Source organism: Pseudomonas sp. MMS21 TM103, assembly GCF_022132145.1.
Taxonomy (GTDB): domain Bacteria; phylum Pseudomonadota; class Gammaproteobacteria; order Pseudomonadales; family Pseudomonadaceae; genus Aquipseudomonas.
On record NZ_JAJISP010000001.1, the window covers coordinates 1,368,004 to 1,385,936 of the forward strand.

A 17,933-nucleotide genomic window follows, 5' to 3' on the forward strand; every position below is an offset into this window, starting at 1 on the left:
CGATCAAGGATGATCGCCATGGCGCAATGCCCCAGCTACCGTATTTCCCCTGCCGAACTCGAAGCCCGCCTGCGTCTGCACAGCCTGCCGGAGCTTGGGCCGCGGCGTTTCCGCAAACTGCTCAGCGCCTTCGACAACGCCTGCGCGGCCCTTAGTGCGCCGGCCAGCGCCTGGCGTTCACTGGGTTTGCCGGTGGCTTGTGCCGAACCCCGGCGCAGCAGCGAGGTGCGTGAGCGCGCTGCTGCCGCCCTGGCCTGGCTGGAGGCGGAGCGGCATCATCTGTTGATGTGGGACGATCCGAGTTACCCGGGATTGCTCGCCGAGCTCGGCGATGCACCCCCCTTGCTCTATGTGGCCGGCGATCCGGCGTTGCTCGAGCAGCCGCAACTGGCCATGGTCGGCAGCCGCCGCGCTTCAAGGCCCGGACTGGATACCGCGCACAGTTTCGCCCGCAGCCTGGCTGCCGGTGGCTTCGTCATCACCAGCGGCCTGGCGCTGGGCATCGACGGCGCGGCCCATCGAGGCGCACTGGATGCGGCAGGCAAAACCATCGCGGTACTCGGCACCGGCTTGCAACGCCTGTATCCGGCGCGGCACCGGCAGCTGGCCGCGGACATCGTCGAGCATGGCGGTGCGCTGGTGTCGGAGTTGCCGCTGGATTGCCCGCCGCATGCGGGCAATTTCCCTCGGCGCAACCGCATCATCAGTGGCCTGTCCCTCGGCGTGCTGGTGGTCGAGGCCAGCCCTTCCAGCGGTTCACTGATCACCGCGCGGCTGGCGGCCGAACAAGGCCGCGAGGTCTATGCCATCCCAGGTTCGATCCACCACCCCGGTGCGCGCGGCTGCCATCAGCTGATCCGCGATGGCGCCGTGCTGGTGGAAAGCATCGAGCATATTCTCGAAGCGCTGCGCGGCTGGCAGTTGCAGTCGCCGTTGGCGAACCAGACGAGTGCGACCCAGCGTTTCGAGCACCCGCTGCTCGACTTGCTGCATGCGGCGCCGCACAGCAGTGAAGCCCTGGCGGCGGTCAGCGGGTGGCCGTTGTCGCAGGTGCTGGCGGCCCTCACCGAGCTGGAGCTGGACGGCCACATAGCCTGCGAAGCCGGACGCTGGGTGGGCCGCGCCCGCTAGCTTGGATACACTGCGCGGCATTCCTTCAGCGGGAGAGCAGTGAATGGTCAGCAGTTGGCAGGTACAGCAGGCGGCGCGCGTGGTGCGTCAGGGCGGAATAATTGCTTACCCGACCGAGGCGGTGTGGGGGCTGGGCTGCGACCCGTGGAACGAAATCGCGGTGGAGCGCCTACTGGCGCTGAAAGAGCGACCTATGGGCAAGGGCCTGATCCTGGTGGCGGACTGCATTGAGCAGTTCGATTTTCTGCTCGCAGATCTGCCGGATATCTGGCAAGAGCGCCTGGCCAGTACTTGGCCGGGGCCCAATACCTGGCTGGTACCGCATCAGCAGCGCCTGCCCGAGTGGATCACCGGCGAGCACAGCAGCGTCGCTTTGCGCGTCAGCGATCACCCGCTGGTGCGCGAACTCTGCGCCCTCACCGGCCCGCTGGTCTCGACCTCGGCCAACCCTGCCGGCCGCCCGGCGGCCCGCACGCGCCTGCGGGTCGAGCAGTACTTTCCGCGGCAATTGGACAAGGTACTCGGCGGCGCCCTGGGCGGGCGCAAGAACCCCAGCCTGATTCGCGACCTGATTAGCGGCGATGTGATCAGGCCATCCTGATGCTTTCGGCTTTGGTAGGGTGGATTGACGGCGCCTTGTCATGAAATCGAGAGTTAGGCGGTTTGTCAGCGCCGCGTAACCCACCCTTTCAGGCGCCGCTGATAGCCATGGCGGGTTACGCCGCGGCAGACATTGGACTGTGCGGCGCGCCTCAACCAGCCTATGGCAGCAGAATGGTCGAGCCGGTGGTCTGTCGGGCGCTCAGGGCGGCTTGCGCGGCTGCGGCGTCCTTGAGGGCATGGCGATTGCTGATGTCGACCTGGAGCCGGCCGCTTTCGATCATGCCGAACAGTTCGTCGGCCATCATCTGCAGGCGCTCGGGGGTATCGGCGTAGCCGGCCAGGGTCGGCCGGGTGACGAACAGCGACCCTTTCTGCGCGAGGATGCCCAGGTTGACTCCGGTGACCGCCCCGGAGGCGTTGCCGAAGCTGACCAGCAGCCCGCGTGGGGCCACGCAGTCCAGCGAGGTTTCCCAGGTGTCCTTGCCGACGCCGTCGTAGACCACCGGGCACTTGTGCCCATCGGTCAGTTCCAGCACGCGCTGGGCCACGTTCTCATGGCTGTAGTCGATGGTCGCCCAGGCGCCCTGCGCCATAGCCCGCGCGGCTTTCTCGGCCGAGCTGACGGTGCCGATCAACTTCACTCCCAGGGCCTTGGCCCACTGGCAGGCCAGGGAGCCGACGCCACCGGCGGCGGCATGGAACAGGATGGTTTCGCCGCCTTGCAGTGGAAATACCTGGCGCAGCAGGTACTGCACGGTCAGGCCCTTGAGCATCACCGCCGCGGCCTGCTCGAAGCTGATGGCATCCGGCAGTTTGACCAGCTTGCCGGCCGGCAGCACGTGCAGTTCGCTGTAGGCACCCAGCGGTGCGGTGGCGTAGGCCACGCGGTCGCCGACTTGGAACTGGCTGACCTGCGCGCCGACGGCTTCGACGATGCCGGCAGCTTCATTGCCCAGGCTCGATGGCAGCGCCGGTGGCGGATACAGGCCGCTGCGAAAGTAGGTGTCGATGAAATTCAGGCCGATCGCCTGGTTCTGCACGCGGACCTCGTGGGGACCGGGTGCGGCGGGCTGGTAGTCGCGGTACTCGAGGACTTCGGGGCCGCCGTGGCTGCTGAATTGAATACGCTTGGCCATCTCAGGCTCCTTGTCGCAGGGTTCGCCCACGGGCATGGGCGATTAAGGCCCCTATCCAACCGCTGTGCAGGCGCGGCGTCAACAGCAAGCCGGTGTCGGCAAATGTTATGCTGGCCGCCGATTTCGCCTGCTGGGTAACCTCCGGCTGGCCTGACTGCTTTCAAGGTGCCGCCGTGAGTGACCGTACTGAGGCCGTAAAGGCCTATCTGCTCGACCTGCAAGACCGTATTTGCTCCGCCCTGCAAGCCGAGGACGGTGGCGCCGAGTTCTTCGAGGATAGCTGGCAGCGCCCGGCCGGTGGCGGTGGCCGCACGCGGGTGATGGAGAATGGCGCGCTGATCGAAAAGGGCGGAGTGAACTTCTCCCATGTGTTTGGCGACGGCCTGCCGCCTTCGGCCAGCGCCCATCGCCCGGAGCTGGCCGGACGTGGTTTCGAGGCGCTTGGCGTGTCCCTGGTGATCCACCCGGAAAACCCCTACGTTCCAACCTCCCATGCCAACGTGCGCTTCTTCAGTGCCGAGAAAGAGGGCGAAGAGCCGGTCTGGTGGTTCGGTGGTGGCTTCGACCTGACCCCTTATTACGCCAACGAAGAAGATTGCGTGCACTGGCACCGGGTCGCTTTTGAGGCCTGCGCGCCTTTCGGCGCCGAGGTCTATCCGCGCTTCAAGGCCTGGTGCGATCGCTACTTCCAGATCAAGCACCGCGGCGAACCTCGCGGCATCGGCGGCCTGTTCTTCGACGACCTGAACCAGTGGGACTTCGACACCAGCTTCGCCTTCATGCGCGCGATCGGCGATGCCTACCTCGCGGCCTACCTGCCCATCGTGCAGCGGCGCAAGCTGACTCCCTACGGCGAGCGCGAGCGCGAGTTCCAGGCGTTCCGCCGCGGCCGCTATGTCGAGTTCAATCTGGTCTACGACCGCGGCACCCTGTTCGGCCTGCAGTCCGGCGGGCGCACCGAGTCGATCCTCATGTCGCTGCCGCCGCAGGTGCGCTGGGGCTACGACTGGAAGCCCGAGCCGGGCAGCGAGGAGGCGCGCCTGACCGAGTACTTTCTGACCGACCGCGACTGGCTGGCTGAGCCACAATAGACGCTAGGGTGGGCGTCAGCCCACCTCTCTGGAAAGGGCGGTGGGCTGAAGCCCACCCTACGCATCCCACGAGGTGTTTCATGGACCGCTACGCTGTATTTGGCAACCCCATCGCGCACAGCAAGTCGCCGATGATTCACCGGCTGTTCGCCGCGCAGACCGGCGAGCAGCTGAGCTATGAGGCGCTGCTCGCCCCGCTGGATGACTTTCCCGGCTTCGCCCGGGCGTTCTTCGCCGAGGGCAAGGGCGCCAACGTCACGGTGCCGTTCAAGGAGCAGGCCTTTCAGCTGGCCGACAGCCTGACCGCCCGCGCCCGACGCGCCGGCGCGGTGAACACCCTGAAGAAGCTGGATGACGGCAGCCTGCTCGGCGACAACACCGACGGCGCCGGGCTGGTGCGTGACCTGACGGTCAACGCCAGTTTCGGCCTGCGCGGCAAACGCATTCTCCTGCTGGGCGCCGGCGGGGCCGTGCGCGGGGTGCTCGAGCCCTTGCTGGCGCAGCAGCCGGCGGCCCTAGTGATCGCCAACCGCACGCTGGCCAAGGCCGAGCAGCTGGCCCGCGAGTTCGCCGACCTGGGGCCGGTGGTGGCCTGCGGTTTCGACCGGATCGATGCGCCGGTGGACCTGATCGTCAACGGCACTTCGGCCAGCCTGAGCGGCGAGCTGCCGCCGCTGGCGGCGAGCCTGATCAGGTCCCATCACACGCTGTGCTACGACATGATGTACTCCAGGCAGCCAACCGCCTTCAACCGCTGGGCCGCCGAGCAGGGCGCGGCGCACACCCTGGATGGCCTGGGCATGCTGGTCGAGCAGGCCGCCGAGGCGTTCTTCCTCTGGCGCGGGGTGCGCCCGGACAGCGAGCCGGTACTGGCCGAGTTGCGCCGCTCGCTCGCGGCCTGAAGCGGGCTGAATGCCCCGGTTGATTGCCTAGCGCAAGCTCGGCAGCTGACTGCAACCCGTAGGGTGCGCTGCGCGCACCAACGACTCGCCGATCATGGCACATGACATAACCGTACAAGCGCAGCGCACCCGGAACCCTAATCCTCGAACTGCACCGGGCACAGCTCGGCGCCTTCGAGTTTGAGGATTTCCTCGATCACCTGCGGTCGGGCGCGGCGCAGGATCAGGTGGCGGTCTTGCGCCAGCAGCCGCCGCGCTTCCTGGTGGAGCATTTCCACCCCGGCGTAATCGATGAAGTTGACGTGGTGGGCATCGATGATCACCCGCTCGCCTTTACTGCGCTGGATGATCTGTTGCAGGTAGTGGCAGGCACCGAAAAAGATCGACCCCTCAACGCGCAGCAATTCCTCCTCGCCCTCCTGCCAGAACTTCACCCGTGGCTGCGAGGTGCGCTTGAGGTAGAAGAACAGCGAGGCCAGCACCCCGGCATAGATCGCCGTTTGCAGCTCCAGCAGCAGGGTGGCGAGCAGGGTCAGCAGCATCACCAGGAACTCCGAGCGACTGACCCGGAACAGTGCGCGTACCCCGGCAATATCCACCAGCCCCCAGCAGATCAGCAGGATGCTCGCGGCCATGCTGGGCAGCGGGATATGGGCGATCAGGCGGGCGCCGACCAGGGCAAACAGGGCCACCAGCAGCGCGGAAAACACCCCGGCCAGGGGCGAGCGTGCGCCGGCCTGCAGGTTCAGGGCCGAGCGGGTGAAGGAGCCGGCCGACAAGGAACCGGAGAACCAGGGGCCGATCAGGTTGGACAGGCCCTGGGCGCGCACCTCCTGGTTGGCGTCGAGGAACTGCTGGGATTTGCTGGCCAGCGCGCGGGCAATCGACAGGCTGGTGACCAGGCCGAGCATGCCGCAGGCCACCGCAGCCGGTAGCAGCTGCAGGATGCTCTCCAGCTCGAAGCGCAGCGGGCTGAACGGTGGCAGCTGGCCGTCGAAGGCGCTGACCAGGGCGATGCCGCCGAGCTGGGCCGGCCAAGCCAGCACGGCCAGGCTGCCGGCGACTATGCCGATCAACAGGGCCGGCAGGCGTGGCCAGAATCGTCTTATCAGCAGGCTGACGCCCAGGCTGAAGAGAGCCAGGGCCAGGGAGCGCCAGTCGATTTCCGCCAGGTGTTCGCCGAGGTTGAGCAGGGTCGCCAGTGCCGTCGCCTGGCTGGGCATGCTGATGCCGATGAGGTTGGGCAACTGACCGAGCACGATCACCGTCGCGGCGCCGAGGGTGAAGCCGAGCACCACCGAGTGCGAGACGAAGTTGACCAGGGCGCCGAAGCGCAGCAGGCCGAGCAGCCACTGGAACAGCCCGGCGAGAAAGCTCAGCAACAGGATCAGGGCGATAAAATCGTCGCTGCCCGGCGTCGCCAATGGGCTGACGCTGGTGAACAGGACGATGGAGATTGCCGCGGTCGGCCCGCAGATCAGGTGCCAGGACGAGCCCCACAGGCAGGCGATGATCACCGGCACTATGGCCGCGTACAGGCCATACTCGGCGGGCAGGCCGGCGATCAAGGCATAGGCGATGGATTGCGGCAGAGCCAGGATGGCGCCGCTCAGGCCCACCAGCAAATCATTGCCGAGGCTGCGTCGGCTGGTGTTGGGCAGCCATCTGAGGAAAGGCAGTAGGGTTTGGCGGTTGGGTAGCTGCATGGGGGCGTCTAGTTATGGGCTGGAGGCGGACTGCCCCGTCGAGCACAAGTCCCGGCCGATCCGGGGCGGCCAGCGTAGGGTGAACCTGGGCTCACCCTACGCAATCCAGCCTGGCGATTCAAAGCTTAGCTTTGACCGCCGCCATCGCGTCGCCGCCATCGCGGGTGGTGACACCTTTGAGCCAGGCGTCCAGCACCGCCGGGTTGGCCTGGAACCAGGCCTTGACCGCCTCGGTGTTGCTCGCCTGCTTGCTCAGCACCTGATTCATGATGCTGTTCTCCATCTCCTGGGTGAAGCTCAGGTTGCTCAGCAGCTGGCTGACGTTCGGGCATTGCGCGGCATAGTCTTTGCGGGCCAGGGTGTTGACGCTGCCACTTTCGCCAAAATACTTTTCGCCACCCTTGAGGTACTTGATGTCGTAGTTGACGTTCATCGGGTGCGGGGTCCAGCCGAGGAACACCACGAACTGGTCGCGTTTCACCGCGCGGCCGACTTGCACCAGCATCGCCTGTTCGCTCGATTCCACCAGTTTCCAGTCACCCAGGCCGAACTCGTCGGCTTCAATCATCTGGCGGATCGATTCGTTGGCCGGCGAGCCCGAGGCGATGCCGTAGAGCTTGTGCTTGAACTGGTCGGCATATTTGTCGAGATCGGCAAAGGTCTTCACCCCAGCCTCATAGGCGTAGGTCGGCACGGCCAGTGTGTACTCGGTGCCGCTGAGGTTCTGCGCCAGCTTGGCCACCTCACCGCTGGCGACGAACTTGTCGTAGTTGCTTTGCTGCGCCGGCATCCAGTTGCCGAGGAAGACATCGACCTGGCCCTTCTGCAGGCCGGCGAAGATGATCGGCACGGCCAGGATCTGGGTTTGTGCCTTGTAGCCCAGGCCGTCGAGCAGGAAGCTGGTGATGCCGTTGGTCACCGCGATGTCGCTCCAGCCCGGATCGCCGAGTTTGACCGTGGCGCATTGGGCGTCTTCGGCCTGGGCCTGCAGGGTGCCGACGGCCAGCAGCAGGCTCGCGGTACATAGGGTGCTGATCTTGTTCATGGGGCATCTCCACTTATTTTAGTTGTAGTAGCACGCTTGTCGGTTGTCGCGATCATGGCCGCGGGTAGCGGGCGCGGCGCTCCAGGTCGTCCAGGTCGATGTGGTTGCGCATGTATTGCTGGCTGGCGTCGACCATGGGTTGATGGTCCCAGCTCTTCAGCTTGCCCTTGGCCAGCGACTCGGCGACGAAACGTCGACGCCGCTGGCTGGCGAGGGTGGCCTGATGGATCGCCGGCATGTCCCAGCGCTGGTGGGCGTCATCGAGGAACTCGGCCAGCAGGCCTTGGTGATCGGGCGACTGGGCCAGGTTCTCCAGCTCTTTCGGGTCATTGGCCACGTTGAACAACAGTAGTGGGTCCTGTTCGGAATAGATGAATTTCCAGTCGCCGCGGCGGATCATCATCAGCGGGCTGTTGGTGCCTTCGCCCATGTACTCGCCGAGTACTTCGTCGTGCCCGCCGCTGCCCTGCAAGTGTGGCAGCAGGGAGCGGCCATCGAGCGGCAGGCTGGGGTCCAGCGAACCGCCGGCCAGCTCCACCAGGGTCGGCAGCAGGTCGGCGGTGGACATCGACTGGCTGACCCGGTGCGCGGCGAATTGGCGCGGCGCGTGCACCACGAAGGGCACCCGTGCGGCCATCTCGAACCAGTGCATCTTGTACCAGAGTCCGCGCTCGCCAAGCATGTCACCATGGTCGCCGGAGAAGACGATGATGGTGTCCTCGGCCAGGCCGCAATCGCCGAGGGTTTTCAGCAGCTTGCCGATATTCGCGTCGATATAGCTGCAGGCCCCGAAATAGGCGCGCCGCGCATCCCGGATCTTCTCCGCGGGCAGCGCCTTGCCCCACAGGTCGATGACCTTGAGGATGCGTTGCGAGTGCGGGTCGAGGTCCTGCTGGTCGATGTTGACCCCCGGCAGCGGGACGTCCTCGTCGCGGTACAGGTTCCAGAACTCTTCCGGGATGCAGTAGGGGTCGTGCGGGTGAGTCATCGACACCGTCAGGCAGAACGGCTGCTCGGCGTTCTCGCGGACATGGTTGTAGAGATACTGCTGGGCCTTGAACACCACCTCTTCATCGAAATCCAGCTGGTTGGTGCGCACCGTTGGGCCAGCCTGCAATACCGAGGACATGTTGTGGTACCAGCTCAGGCGTTCGTCCGGCGCGTCCCAGTTCACCGCCCAGCCATAGTCGGCCGGGTAGATGTCGCTGGTCAGGCGCTCTTCGTAGCCATGCAGCTGGTCCGGGCCGCAGAAGTGCATCTTGCCGGCCAGCGCCGTGTGGTAGCCGAGGCTGCGCAGGTAATGAGCGTAGGTCGGCACATCGCCGGGAAAGTCGGCGGCGTTGTCGTAGGCGCCGATTTTCGACGGCAGCTGGCCGCTGACCAGGGTGAAGCGTGACGGGGCACAGAGCGGGCTGTTGCAGTAGGCGGAATCGAATACCACGCCGGTTTCGGCCAGGCGCACCAGGTTGGGCATCTTGATCGGTGAGGCCGGATCATGGATCGGCAGCAGCGGAGCGGCCATCTGGTCGGCCATGATGAAGAGAATGTTGGGACGTTTCATGGCGAGCCGTTATTCCATATAAAAAATTTATGCGAAATTGCTGCTAGCGATAATCTGCGCTGCAAGAAATGTGGTAAACCCGCTGCAAACACATGACTCGGATAACTACAGCTTATGTTTGAGAGTATCGAGGGCGTTTCCCTGGACGTGTTGCGGGTGTTCGAGTCCGCCGCCCGCCATCTGAGTTTCACCGCGGCGGCGACCGAACTGGGCAGCAGCCAGCCGGCGATCAGCCAGCAGATCAAGCGTCTGGAGCAGCAGCTGGCGACCCGTCTGTTCGATCGGGTCTATCGCGGCATCGTCCTTACCGAGGCCGGCGAGATGCTGCTGCGCTATGTGCGCAGCGGACTGGAGTCGCTCGATGCCGGCCTGATGGCGGTCACCGCCCGGCAGCAGCACGAGGTCTTGCAGGTGGCCACCGACTTCGCCTTCGCCGCCTATTGGCTGATGCCGCGCCTGCCGCGTTTTCATCAGCTCCACCCCGAGGTGGATGTCAGCCTGATCAGCAGTGCGCGTGACCTGGGCACCCTGCCTTCGGACATCGACGTGGCCATCGCCTTCGGCGAGGGTCGCTTCAAGCATGGCGAGGCCCGCCTGCTGTTCAACGAGGAGGTGTTTCCGGTGTGTAGCCCCCAGTTGCTGCGCGACCGTCAGTTGCCGCTGCCGGCCGCGGCGCTGGCCGAGTTGCCGCTGCTGCACCTGCGCCCCGAGAGCCGCTCGCGCTGGTTTGACTGGAACGGCCTGTTCCATGCCTTGGGCGTCGCCGCGGCGCCCGGTGCCGGCGCCCTGCGTTTCGACAACTACACTCTGCTGATCCAGGCGGCGATTGCCGGCCAGGGCGTGGCCATCGGCTGGCGCCATCTGGTCGACGAATTGCTGGCCCAGGACCTGCTCTGCCGGGTCTGTGCTGGCGAGGTGCGTTCCGAATTCGGCTATTACCTGGTGCTGCCCGCGCGCAAGCGTCGGCAGCGCCTGACCGAGCAGTTCGTCGATTGGCTGCAGAGCGAATTGGACGGCACCTGAAAGCATCCGCCGAACGGACAGAATGGCGCCGCGCAGGCACCCTACACTGCAACAGAGATAGATGAGTGCCGTATACTCCGCCGGTCGCAAGGGACAGTGCCGACTTTCTTCCACCCCACCTTGTGAATCGTCCTGTGAATATCCGTCATTCGCTAGTCAGTCTGCTGCTGATCTGCAGCTGCGTTGCAGTTGCCTCGAACGCCCATGCCGCCGCCAAGGCTCCCCGTCAGCAGGAGCTTGCCGCAGGCAGTGCGCTGCTGGTCGACCTGCAGACCAACCAGGTGCTCTACTCCAGCAACCCCGATGTGGTGGTCCCGATCGCCTCGGTGACCAAGCTGATGACCGCCATGGTCGCGCTGGATGCCAAGCTGCCGCTTGAGCAAGTGCTGCCGATCACCATCCGCGACACCCAGGAGATGAAGGGGGTGTTTTCACGGGTGCGGGTGGGCAGCGTAATCAGCCGGCGTGACATGCTCCTGCTGACCCTGATGTCGTCGGAGAATCGCGCGGCGGCCAGCCTGGCGCACCATTATCCCGGTGGCCACACAGCTTTCGTCGCGGCGATGAACGCCAAGGCCAAGGCACTGGGCATGCACCACACCCGCTACGTCGAGCCGACCGGGCTGTCGGAGCACAACGTCTCCACCGCCAATGACTTGGTGCTGCTGCTCAAGGCCACTCGGCAGTACCCGCTGATCAGTGAGCTGAGCACGACCCGGGAAAAAACCGTGGCCTTTCATAAACCCAACTACACCCTGGGTTTTCGCAACACCAACGCCCTGGTGCGCAAGGCCGACTGGAGCGTGCAGGTGACCAAGACCGGCTACACCGACGAAGCCGGCCATTGCCTGGTGATGCGCACGATGATGAATAAGCGCCCGGTGGCCTTCGTGGTGCTGGACGCCTTCGGCAAGTACACCCACATGGCCGACGCCAACCGCCTGAAGCGCTGGCTGGAAACCGGCAAGATCACCCCGGTGCCGGCCGCGGCAATCAACTACCGCCAGCAGAAGACCCTGCAGCGGCGCTTGCAGGCGGCGCAGCCTTAACCGCCATTGAAAAGCGCCTGCGCCCCAGCGCGCGGATAAGCCGTTGTTCCCAGCGGCTTGTTCATGGGCGGGACGGCTACAGGCCCAGCTCGCTCAACCCCGGGTGATCATCCGGGCGCCGGCCTTGCGGCCAGTGGAACTTGCGTTCGGCGGCGCTGATCGGCAGGTCGTTGATGCTGGCATAGCGCAGGCGCATCAGGCCCTGATCGTCAAACTCCCAGTTCTCGTTGCCATAGGAGCGGAACCAGTTGCCCGTGGCGTCGTGCCACTCGTAGGCGAAGCGCACGGCAATGCGGTTGCCCTCATGGGCCCAGAGTTCCTTGATCAGGCGATACTCCAGCTCGCGTTGCCACTTGCGTTCGAGGAAGGCCTGGATCTCGGCGCGGCCCTGGGGGAACTCGGCGCGGTTGCGCCAGCGGCTATCGAGCGTATAGGCCAGAGCCACCCGCTGCGGGTCGCGGCTGTTCCAGCCGTCTTCGGCCATGCGCACCTTCTGTATCGCGGTGTCGTGGCTGAAGGGTGGCAAGGGTGGACGGCTTTCGGCGTTGCTCATGGGATTGCCTCGCAATGGTGGGTGGTCGGTTAAAGCTCCAGCACCAGGCTGCTCGAGCCCTCGCTGGCGTGCGCCGGAATGGCGCAGCAGATCAGTACTTCACCGGCCGCAGGGGGCTCTGCCGGCGGAATCGGGTAATGCACCTGGCCACTGATCAGGCGGGTGCTACAGGTGCACCGGCAACTGAATTCCGGCTTCAGGCCGTGACCCTCGGCCAGTTCCAGCAAACTGCCGCTTTCCAGGTGTCCAGCGCAACGCCAGGGCCGCCGGCCGCCGCAGCACTTGGGTGACGTGCAGGCGCCAGAGCCGTTCGGCGCCCTGAAAGGCCGTCACTTCGGGGCCGTCGAAGACGATCTCGCTGTGGCCGCTGAGCTGTAGCAGATCACCGCTGCTGAAGTCGATAAACAGCAGGCCGGCGCGCGGGTTGAGCAGCAGGTTACCCAGGGTGTTAAAGAAGAGGTTGCCGGCGAAGTCCGGAATGCTCAGGCAGTCGCCCTCGACCTGGACGAAACCGGTCTGGCCGCCGCGATGGGAGACATCCACCGAACGCCGCGCGGGATCACCGTCCGGGTCGGCATAACTGGCGACGAAGCAGGTATCGGCGCCGCGAATCAGTTCGCGGGCGGCCTCGTCCAGCGCCTCGAGCCGCTGCAGTTGAAGGCCTTGCCGTGGCCCGGGCTCGCGGACAAAGTGCGCTTCGCGCTGCTGGATATATTGCGGGCAGTTGCCGAAAGCCTGCTCCACCCTCACGCCGAAGCCCGTCGCGGAAGCGCCCGTGACATGGCCGTTGACCCGGTTGCGCCGGCGGCTGTGCAGCTCGATGCCGAGCAGGCCGACCGCCGCGCCGTCGGCCAGATTGGCCGCCGCCGGGTCGCTGGGGTCAGGTCGGCAGTCCAGCTGCAGCAGGTGCGGCTCAGGCGCATGGGCAAAGCCCGGCCGGCCTTCGAGGATGCTGGCCCAGGGCTGGCCCTCGGCGTCCACCGAACCGAGCAGGATAAAGGGCAATTGCCGATAGAAATCGCGATGCTGCTCGGGCAGGTGATCGCGGATTACCCGACTGCCGATCGCCTGCATGCGCTCGGCCACGCCGACGCGTTGCTGCAGGGCCTGTTCCCCGGCATGCCAGGGCGTAGGCGGGTGTTCTTGAGGCTGGGAAACCATGGCAATGACTCCAGAACAATGCAGACGACAGGGCGCCGGTCAGCGTGCGGCTGAGCGGCGCCGCGGGTCAGGCTTGCAGGCCGGCGGCGCTGCGTGGCATCGGCACGAAGTGCGGCAGCGCTTCGATACGGGCCAGCCAGGCGCGGATATTCGGGTAGTCGGCCAGCGACACGTTGCCCTCAGGCGCGTGGGCGATGTAGCTGTAGCAAGCAATGTCGGCAATGCTCGGCTGCTCGCCAACCAGGAACTGCCGACCCTGCAATTCGGCCTCGATCACCTGGAGCAGGGCGTGGGCATTGGCGATCACTTCTTCGGCGTTGTAGGGCGCGCCGAACACGGTGATCAAGCGTGCGCGGGCGGGCCCCGCCGCGAGCGGTCCGGCGGCAACCGATAGCCAGCGCTGCACGGCGGCAGCCCCTGTGGCATCGCGCGGTAGCCAGCGGCCGTCGCCGTATTTCAGCGCCAGGTAGACCAGAATGGCATTCGAGTCGGCCAGCACGGTGCCGTTGTCGTCGATCACCGGCACCTGGCCGAAGGGGTTCATCGCCAGGAACTCCGGCTGTTTGTGCGCGCCCTTGGCCAGGTCGACGAACACCAGTTCGCTGGGCAGGCCAAGCAGGGACAGCATCAGCTCGACACGGTGGGCATGGCCGGATAGGGGATGACGAAACAGTTTGATGGCGTTCTGGGTCATGGCAGTCTCCGCAAGGCAGTTGAGTGGATCGCTCAGCGGCGGGTGCTATTAGCAGAGGCCGCGCCGATGGACGTGATGATCCATCCCAGATGGAAATTGCAGAATCACCAGAAATGACAATCCACTGTTTCAGTTTCTGCAATAACCTCCGAGGCCGCCCTGGCCGTATTCGGTCTTGCACCGCGCGCCTGGCGCTGATCCGGGGCCTGCGCTCGGCAATCGCTGGAGGCCATCAGGTTGGTGCCAGCGCGGGGTGCTCGCGCAGTTTCGCCGCCGCGAAATCGACGAAGCTGCGCACCCGCGCGGCGGCCCTGCGGCCTTCACGGTAAACCAGGTGGACCGGTTGGCTGGGCAGTTCGAAGGCCGTCAGCACCGTGCGCAGTTGGCCCGTCTGCAGCTGCGCATGAATCTGATAGCTCATGCAGCGGGTCAGGCCGGCGCCCCGGCAGGCCGCCGCAATCGCCGCCTGGGTGGTGGTGCAACTGAGGCGCGGATGCAGGTTCAGCGCCAGTGCCCGGCCATTGTGCTGAAAGTGCCATTCCGGCAAGCGCGTATCGGCACTCGAATGGATGATCTGCCGTGCCTTCAAGCTTTGCGGGGTCACGGGCTCGCCCTGCGCGGCCAGGTATGCCGGACTGGCGCAGACCACATGGCGAATGTGCCCGACCTGCAGGGCGTACAACGATGAATCCGCCAGTTCGCCAACCTGGATGGCGACATCCACCCCTTCCTCGTGCAGGTTGGGGACGCGGTCCAGGTACTGGCCGAGAATCTGCACCTCGGGGTAGGCATCCAGGTAGTCGAGCAGGACCGGCGTCAGCACCTGCTGGCCAAACAGCAACGGCGTGGCCAGCGTCAGCCGACCACGCGGCTGCCGGTGCAGGCCACTGGCCGACTCATCCGCCTCGGACACCTCGTGCAGGATGCGCTGGCAGTCCAGGGCAAAGCGCTGGCCGGTCTCGGTCAGTTGTACGCCGCGGGTGCTACGGCTCAGCAAAGGAGCGCCGAGACGCTGTTCCAGGGTGGCAATGGCGCGGGTCAGCGTCGGTGCGGACAGGTTCAGGCGTCGCGCCGCCGCAGCCAGGCTGAGGTCTTCGGCCACGGCCTGAAATGCGCGCATCTGTTGATAGCGGTCCATTCTCGGTCAGCGCGCCGGTGGATTGAGTGCCGCATCGCCGCTCAGGCGCTCGACGCAAAAATCGACAAAGCTGCGCACCTTGGCCGGCACCCTGCGACCGCCTTGATAGACCACGTGGATGGGTAGCGGCGGTGGTTCGAAGCGCTCCAGCAGCAGTTCCAGCTCGCCGGCGGCCACCTGCGCGGCCACCTGATAGGAGAGCACGCGGGTCAGGCCCCAGCCCAGTTGTGCGGCATTGATCGCGGCCTGATTGGCGGTGACCACCAGGCGCGGTTCCGGGCGGATGGTCAACGCGCCCTCGGGCGCGCTGAATTGCCAGTCGGTGAGCAGGCTGCTGCTGGCGGCGAGAACGATGCGGGCGTCGTGCAGGTCGCGCGGATGCGCTGGCCGGCCGTGCCGCTGCAGATAGCCCGGGGAGGCGCAGACCACCTGGCGCACATGGCCGACCGGCACGGCGTGCAAACCGCTGTCAGGCAGGTGGCCGATGCGCACGGCGACATCGATGCCCTCGTCGACCATGCTCGCCACGCGGTCGAGCAGCAGGGCCTTGATCGTCACCGCCGGGTGCTGCTCGAGGTAGTCGACCATCAGCGGGGTGACGAACAGCTCGCCGAACAGTACCGGGGCGGTCAGGCACAGGAGGCCACGGGCGATGGCATGGCTGCCGGCGGCGGATTCCTCCGCTTCCTCCAGCTCGCCGAGAATCCGGCGGCAGTCTTCCAGGTAGCGCTGGCCCGCTTCGGTCAGGTGCACGCTGCGTGTGGTACGCGCCAGCAGCAGGGTGCCGATGCGCTCTTCGAGGGCTGCCACCGCGCGGGTCACGCTGGGGGGCGACAGGTTCAAACGGCGTGCTGCCAGGGCAAAGCCCTGTTCCTCGGCGACGGCGAGAAACACCTGCATCTCCTGAAACCTGTCCACTCGCGCGACTCCTGCTTGGCTGGTCATTCCATTATGGGCAACAGTGTTCGGGTTTTGACTGTGGTTATTTAGAGTTCTTGTCAGTCAGGCTGGCGTTGAGTGTCGCGTACAGGTTCTGCACAGACCAAAAAGCCGCTATGCCTGTGCGGCAATAGCGGCTTTTTGGGCGGACGAGGGTTACAGGCGGGCGTTGCGCACCCCGTCGGCCAGGTCGCGGCACAGGCTCAGCACACCCTGTACGGCCTGTTCGCTGTCCTCGGCATGGGCGATCTGGTCGATCAGCGCCGAGCCGACCACCACGCCGTCGGCCAGGCGGGCGATGGTCGCCGCGTGTTCCGGGGTGCGGATGCCGAAGCCGATGCTGATCGGCAGGTCGGTATGCCGACGCAGACGGGCCACCGCTTGCTCGACGTGTTCCAGGGTCGCCGCACCGGCGCCGGTGACGCCGGCCACCGAGACGTAGTAGACGAAGCCGGAACTGCCGTTGAGCACCTTGGGCAGGCGCGCATCGTCGGTGGTCGGGGTGGTCAGGCGGATGAAGTCCAGGCCCGCGGCTTGCGCCGGGTCGCACAGGTCGATGTTATGTTCCGGCGGCAGGTCGACCACGATCAGGCCGTCGACTCCCGACTCCTTGGCTTCGGCAATAAAGCGCGCCACGCCGTAATGGTGGATCGGGTTGAAGTAGCCCATCAGCACCAGCGGCGTGTTCTGCTCGCCCTGGCGAAACTCGCGAACCATCTGCAGGGTCTTGGCCAGGTTCTGCCCGCCATCCAGAGCGCGGATATTCGCCAGCTGGATCGCCGGGCCATCGGCCATCGGGTCGGTAAAGGGCATGCCCAGTTCGATCACGTCGGCACCGGCAGCTGGCAGGCCCTTGAGGATCGCCAGCGAGGCGTCGTAGTTGGGGTCGCCAGCGGTGACGAAGGTCACCAGGGCGGCGCGGTTCTGTTGCTTCAGCTCGGCAAAGCGGGTCTGCAGACGGCTCATGCTTGGTTCTCCAGTTCGCCCATGTGGTGCATCACGGTTTGCATGTCCTTGTCACCGCGCCCGGACAGGTTGATCACCATCAGGTGTTCCTTGGGCAGCGTCGGCGCGCGCTTGAACACTTCGGCCAGGGCGTGAGCGCTTTCCAGCGCGGGAATGATGCCTTCCAGGCGACAGCACTTGTGGAAGGCGTCGAGGGCTTCCTGGTCGGTCACCGAGGTGTATTCGACCCGGCCGACGTCATGCAACCAGGCGTGTTCCGGGCCGATGCCGGGGTAATCCAGGCCGGCGGAAATCGAGTGGGCGTCGATGATCTGGCCATCGTCATCCTGCAGCAGGAAGGTGCGGTTGCCGTGCAGCACGCCCGGTACGCCGCCGTTCAGGCTGGCGGCATGCTTGCCGGTTGCGATGCCGTAACCCGCCGCCTCGACGCCGATAATCTGGATGTCCTGGTCGTCGAGGAAGGGGTGGAACAGGCCGATGGCATTGGAGCCGCCGCCGATGCAGGCCACCAGGCTGTCGGGTAGACGGCCTTCCTGAGCGAGAATCTGGGTGCGGGTTTCCTTGCCGATCACCGCCTGGAAGTCACGCACCATCGCCGGATACGGGTGCGGACCGGCCACGGTGCCGATCATGTAGAAGGTGTTGTCGACATTGGTCACCCAGTCGCGCAGCGCTTCGTTCATCGCATCCTTGAGGGTGCCGGTGCCGGCGACCACCGGAATGACGGTGGCCCCGAGCAGCTTCATGCGGAAGACGTTGGCCTGCTGCCGGTCGATATCGGTAGTGCCCATGAAGATCACGCACTCCATGCCGAAGCGCGCCGCGACCGTGGCGGTGGCCACGCCGTGCATGCCTGCGCCGGTCTCGGCGATGATGCGTTGCTTGCCCATGCGGCGCGCCAGCAGGGCCTGGCCGATGCAATTGTTGATCTTGTGCGCGCCGGTGTGGTTGAGCTCTTCACGCTTGAAGTAGATCTTCGCCCCGCCGCAATGCTCGGTCAGGCGCTCGGCGAAATACAGCGGGCTCGGCCGGCCGACGAAGTCGCGCTGGAAGTAGGCCAGTTCTTCGAGGAAGCTCGGGTCGGCCTTGGCTTTCTCGTATTCCGCGGCCAGTTCGTGGATCAGCGGCATCAGGGTTTCGGCGACATACTGGCCACCAAACGAGCCGAACAGGCCGTTGGCATCGGGGCCGCTGCGGAATGAAGTCATGGCGTTCTCCTGGGAGTGTTGGGCGTC

The 17,933-nt window shown here is 65.7% G+C and carries 16 protein-coding genes and 1 pseudogene; 6 read left to right on the plus strand and 11 right to left on the minus strand.

Annotated features, from left to right (window positions below; all coding sequences use genetic code 11):
* The first annotated feature begins 18 nt into the window (after positions 1-18).
* Positions 19-1,131, plus strand: a complete 1,113-nt coding sequence (gene dprA / locus LJY18_RS06275; protein ID WP_238040918.1) for a DNA-processing protein DprA — start codon at positions 19-21, stop codon at positions 1,129-1,131.
* Between the two features lie 43 nt (positions 1,132-1,174).
* A complete protein-coding gene (locus LJY18_RS06280; protein WP_238040919.1) occupies positions 1,175-1,732 on the plus strand; it encodes an L-threonylcarbamoyladenylate synthase in 558 nt (185 codons plus the stop codon).
* A 160-nt stretch (positions 1,733-1,892) separates the two neighbouring features.
* On the opposite strand, the gene LJY18_RS06285 is transcribed toward LJY18_RS06280, so the two are convergent.
* Entirely contained in the window at positions 1,893-2,870 is a 978-nt protein-coding gene (locus LJY18_RS06285) for an NADPH:quinone reductase (RefSeq protein WP_238040920.1), read from the minus strand.
* Positions 2,871-3,043: 173 nt separating this feature from the next.
* Between LJY18_RS06285 and hemF the strand changes: the two genes are divergently transcribed.
* Complete coding sequence (hemF, locus tag LJY18_RS06290) at positions 3,044-3,961, plus strand: oxygen-dependent coproporphyrinogen oxidase (protein WP_238040921.1); 918 nt, start codon at positions 3,044-3,046, stop codon at positions 3,959-3,961.
* A gap of 80 nt (positions 3,962-4,041) precedes the next feature.
* Positions 4,042-4,863 carry a shikimate dehydrogenase gene (aroE, locus tag LJY18_RS06295; protein WP_238040922.1) on the plus strand — a complete coding sequence of 274 codons (822 nt, stop codon included), beginning with the start codon at positions 4,042-4,044 and terminating at the stop codon, positions 4,861-4,863.
* A gap of 137 nt (positions 4,864-5,000) precedes the next feature.
* On the opposite strand, the gene LJY18_RS06300 is transcribed toward aroE, so the two are convergent.
* From LJY18_RS06300 to betC, 3 genes are all read right to left on the minus strand, one after another.
* Positions 5,001-6,569 carry a SulP family inorganic anion transporter gene (locus tag LJY18_RS06300; protein ID WP_238040923.1) on the minus strand — a complete coding sequence of 523 codons (1,569 nt, stop codon included), beginning with the start codon at positions 6,567-6,569 and terminating at the stop codon, positions 5,001-5,003.
* A 118-nt stretch (positions 6,570-6,687) separates the two neighbouring features.
* Positions 6,688-7,614, minus strand: coding sequence for a choline ABC transporter substrate-binding protein (choX, locus tag LJY18_RS06305; RefSeq protein WP_238040924.1), 927 nt, complete (start codon positions 7,612-7,614; stop codon positions 6,688-6,690).
* A gap of 52 nt (positions 7,615-7,666) precedes the next feature.
* Positions 7,667-9,175 carry a choline-sulfatase gene (gene betC, locus LJY18_RS06310; protein ID WP_238040925.1) on the minus strand — a complete coding sequence of 503 codons (1,509 nt, stop codon included), beginning with the start codon at positions 9,173-9,175 and terminating at the stop codon, positions 7,667-7,669.
* A 114-nt stretch (positions 9,176-9,289) separates the two neighbouring features.
* Between betC and LJY18_RS06315 the strand changes: the two genes are divergently transcribed.
* Together LJY18_RS06315 and pbpG are read left to right on the plus strand one after the other, a co-directional pair.
* Positions 9,290-10,198: a choline sulfate utilization transcriptional regulator gene (locus LJY18_RS06315; protein ID WP_238040926.1), complete on the plus strand. Its 909-nt coding sequence runs from the start codon at positions 9,290-9,292 to the stop codon at positions 10,196-10,198.
* Positions 10,199-10,332: 134 nt separating this feature from the next.
* Positions 10,333-11,247: a D-alanyl-D-alanine endopeptidase gene (gene pbpG, locus LJY18_RS06320; protein ID WP_238040927.1), complete on the plus strand. Its 915-nt coding sequence runs from the start codon at positions 10,333-10,335 to the stop codon at positions 11,245-11,247.
* Positions 11,248-11,323: 76 nt separating this feature from the next.
* On the opposite strand, the gene LJY18_RS06325 is transcribed toward pbpG, so the two are convergent.
* The 7 genes and pseudogenes from LJY18_RS06325 to trpB form a co-directional block, all read right to left on the minus strand.
* Positions 11,324-11,800 (minus strand): nuclear transport factor 2 family protein, encoded by a 477-nt coding sequence (locus tag LJY18_RS06325; RefSeq protein WP_238040928.1) that lies wholly within the window; start codon positions 11,798-11,800, stop codon positions 11,324-11,326.
* Positions 11,801-12,046: 246 nt separating this feature from the next.
* Positions 12,047-12,961: pseudogene (locus tag LJY18_RS06330) on the minus strand (pyridoxamine 5'-phosphate oxidase family protein); the annotation flags it as partial.
* A gap of 67 nt (positions 12,962-13,028) precedes the next feature.
* Complete coding sequence (locus tag LJY18_RS06335; protein WP_238040929.1) at positions 13,029-13,655, minus strand: glutathione S-transferase family protein; 627 nt, start codon at positions 13,653-13,655, stop codon at positions 13,029-13,031.
* A 232-nt stretch (positions 13,656-13,887) separates the two neighbouring features.
* Positions 13,888-14,793, minus strand: a complete 906-nt coding sequence (locus LJY18_RS06340) for a LysR family transcriptional regulator (RefSeq protein WP_238040930.1) — start codon at positions 14,791-14,793, stop codon at positions 13,888-13,890.
* Between the two features lie 6 nt (positions 14,794-14,799).
* On the minus strand, positions 14,800-15,711 hold the full coding sequence (locus LJY18_RS06345; RefSeq protein ID WP_238040931.1) for a LysR family transcriptional regulator: 912 nt from the start codon (positions 15,709-15,711) through the stop codon (positions 14,800-14,802).
* A gap of 177 nt (positions 15,712-15,888) precedes the next feature.
* The gene (gene trpA / locus LJY18_RS06350) at positions 15,889-16,698 is read right to left on the minus strand and encodes a tryptophan synthase subunit alpha (protein ID WP_238040932.1); all 810 of its coding nucleotides are present in this window, start codon (positions 16,696-16,698) and stop codon (positions 15,889-15,891) included.
* Positions 16,695-17,906 (minus strand): tryptophan synthase subunit beta, encoded by a 1,212-nt coding sequence (trpB, locus tag LJY18_RS06355; RefSeq protein ID WP_238040933.1) that lies wholly within the window; start codon positions 17,904-17,906, stop codon positions 16,695-16,697. Before trpB ends, trpA begins: the two co-directional genes overlap by 4 nt.
* Positions 17,907-17,933 lie beyond the last annotated feature (27 nt).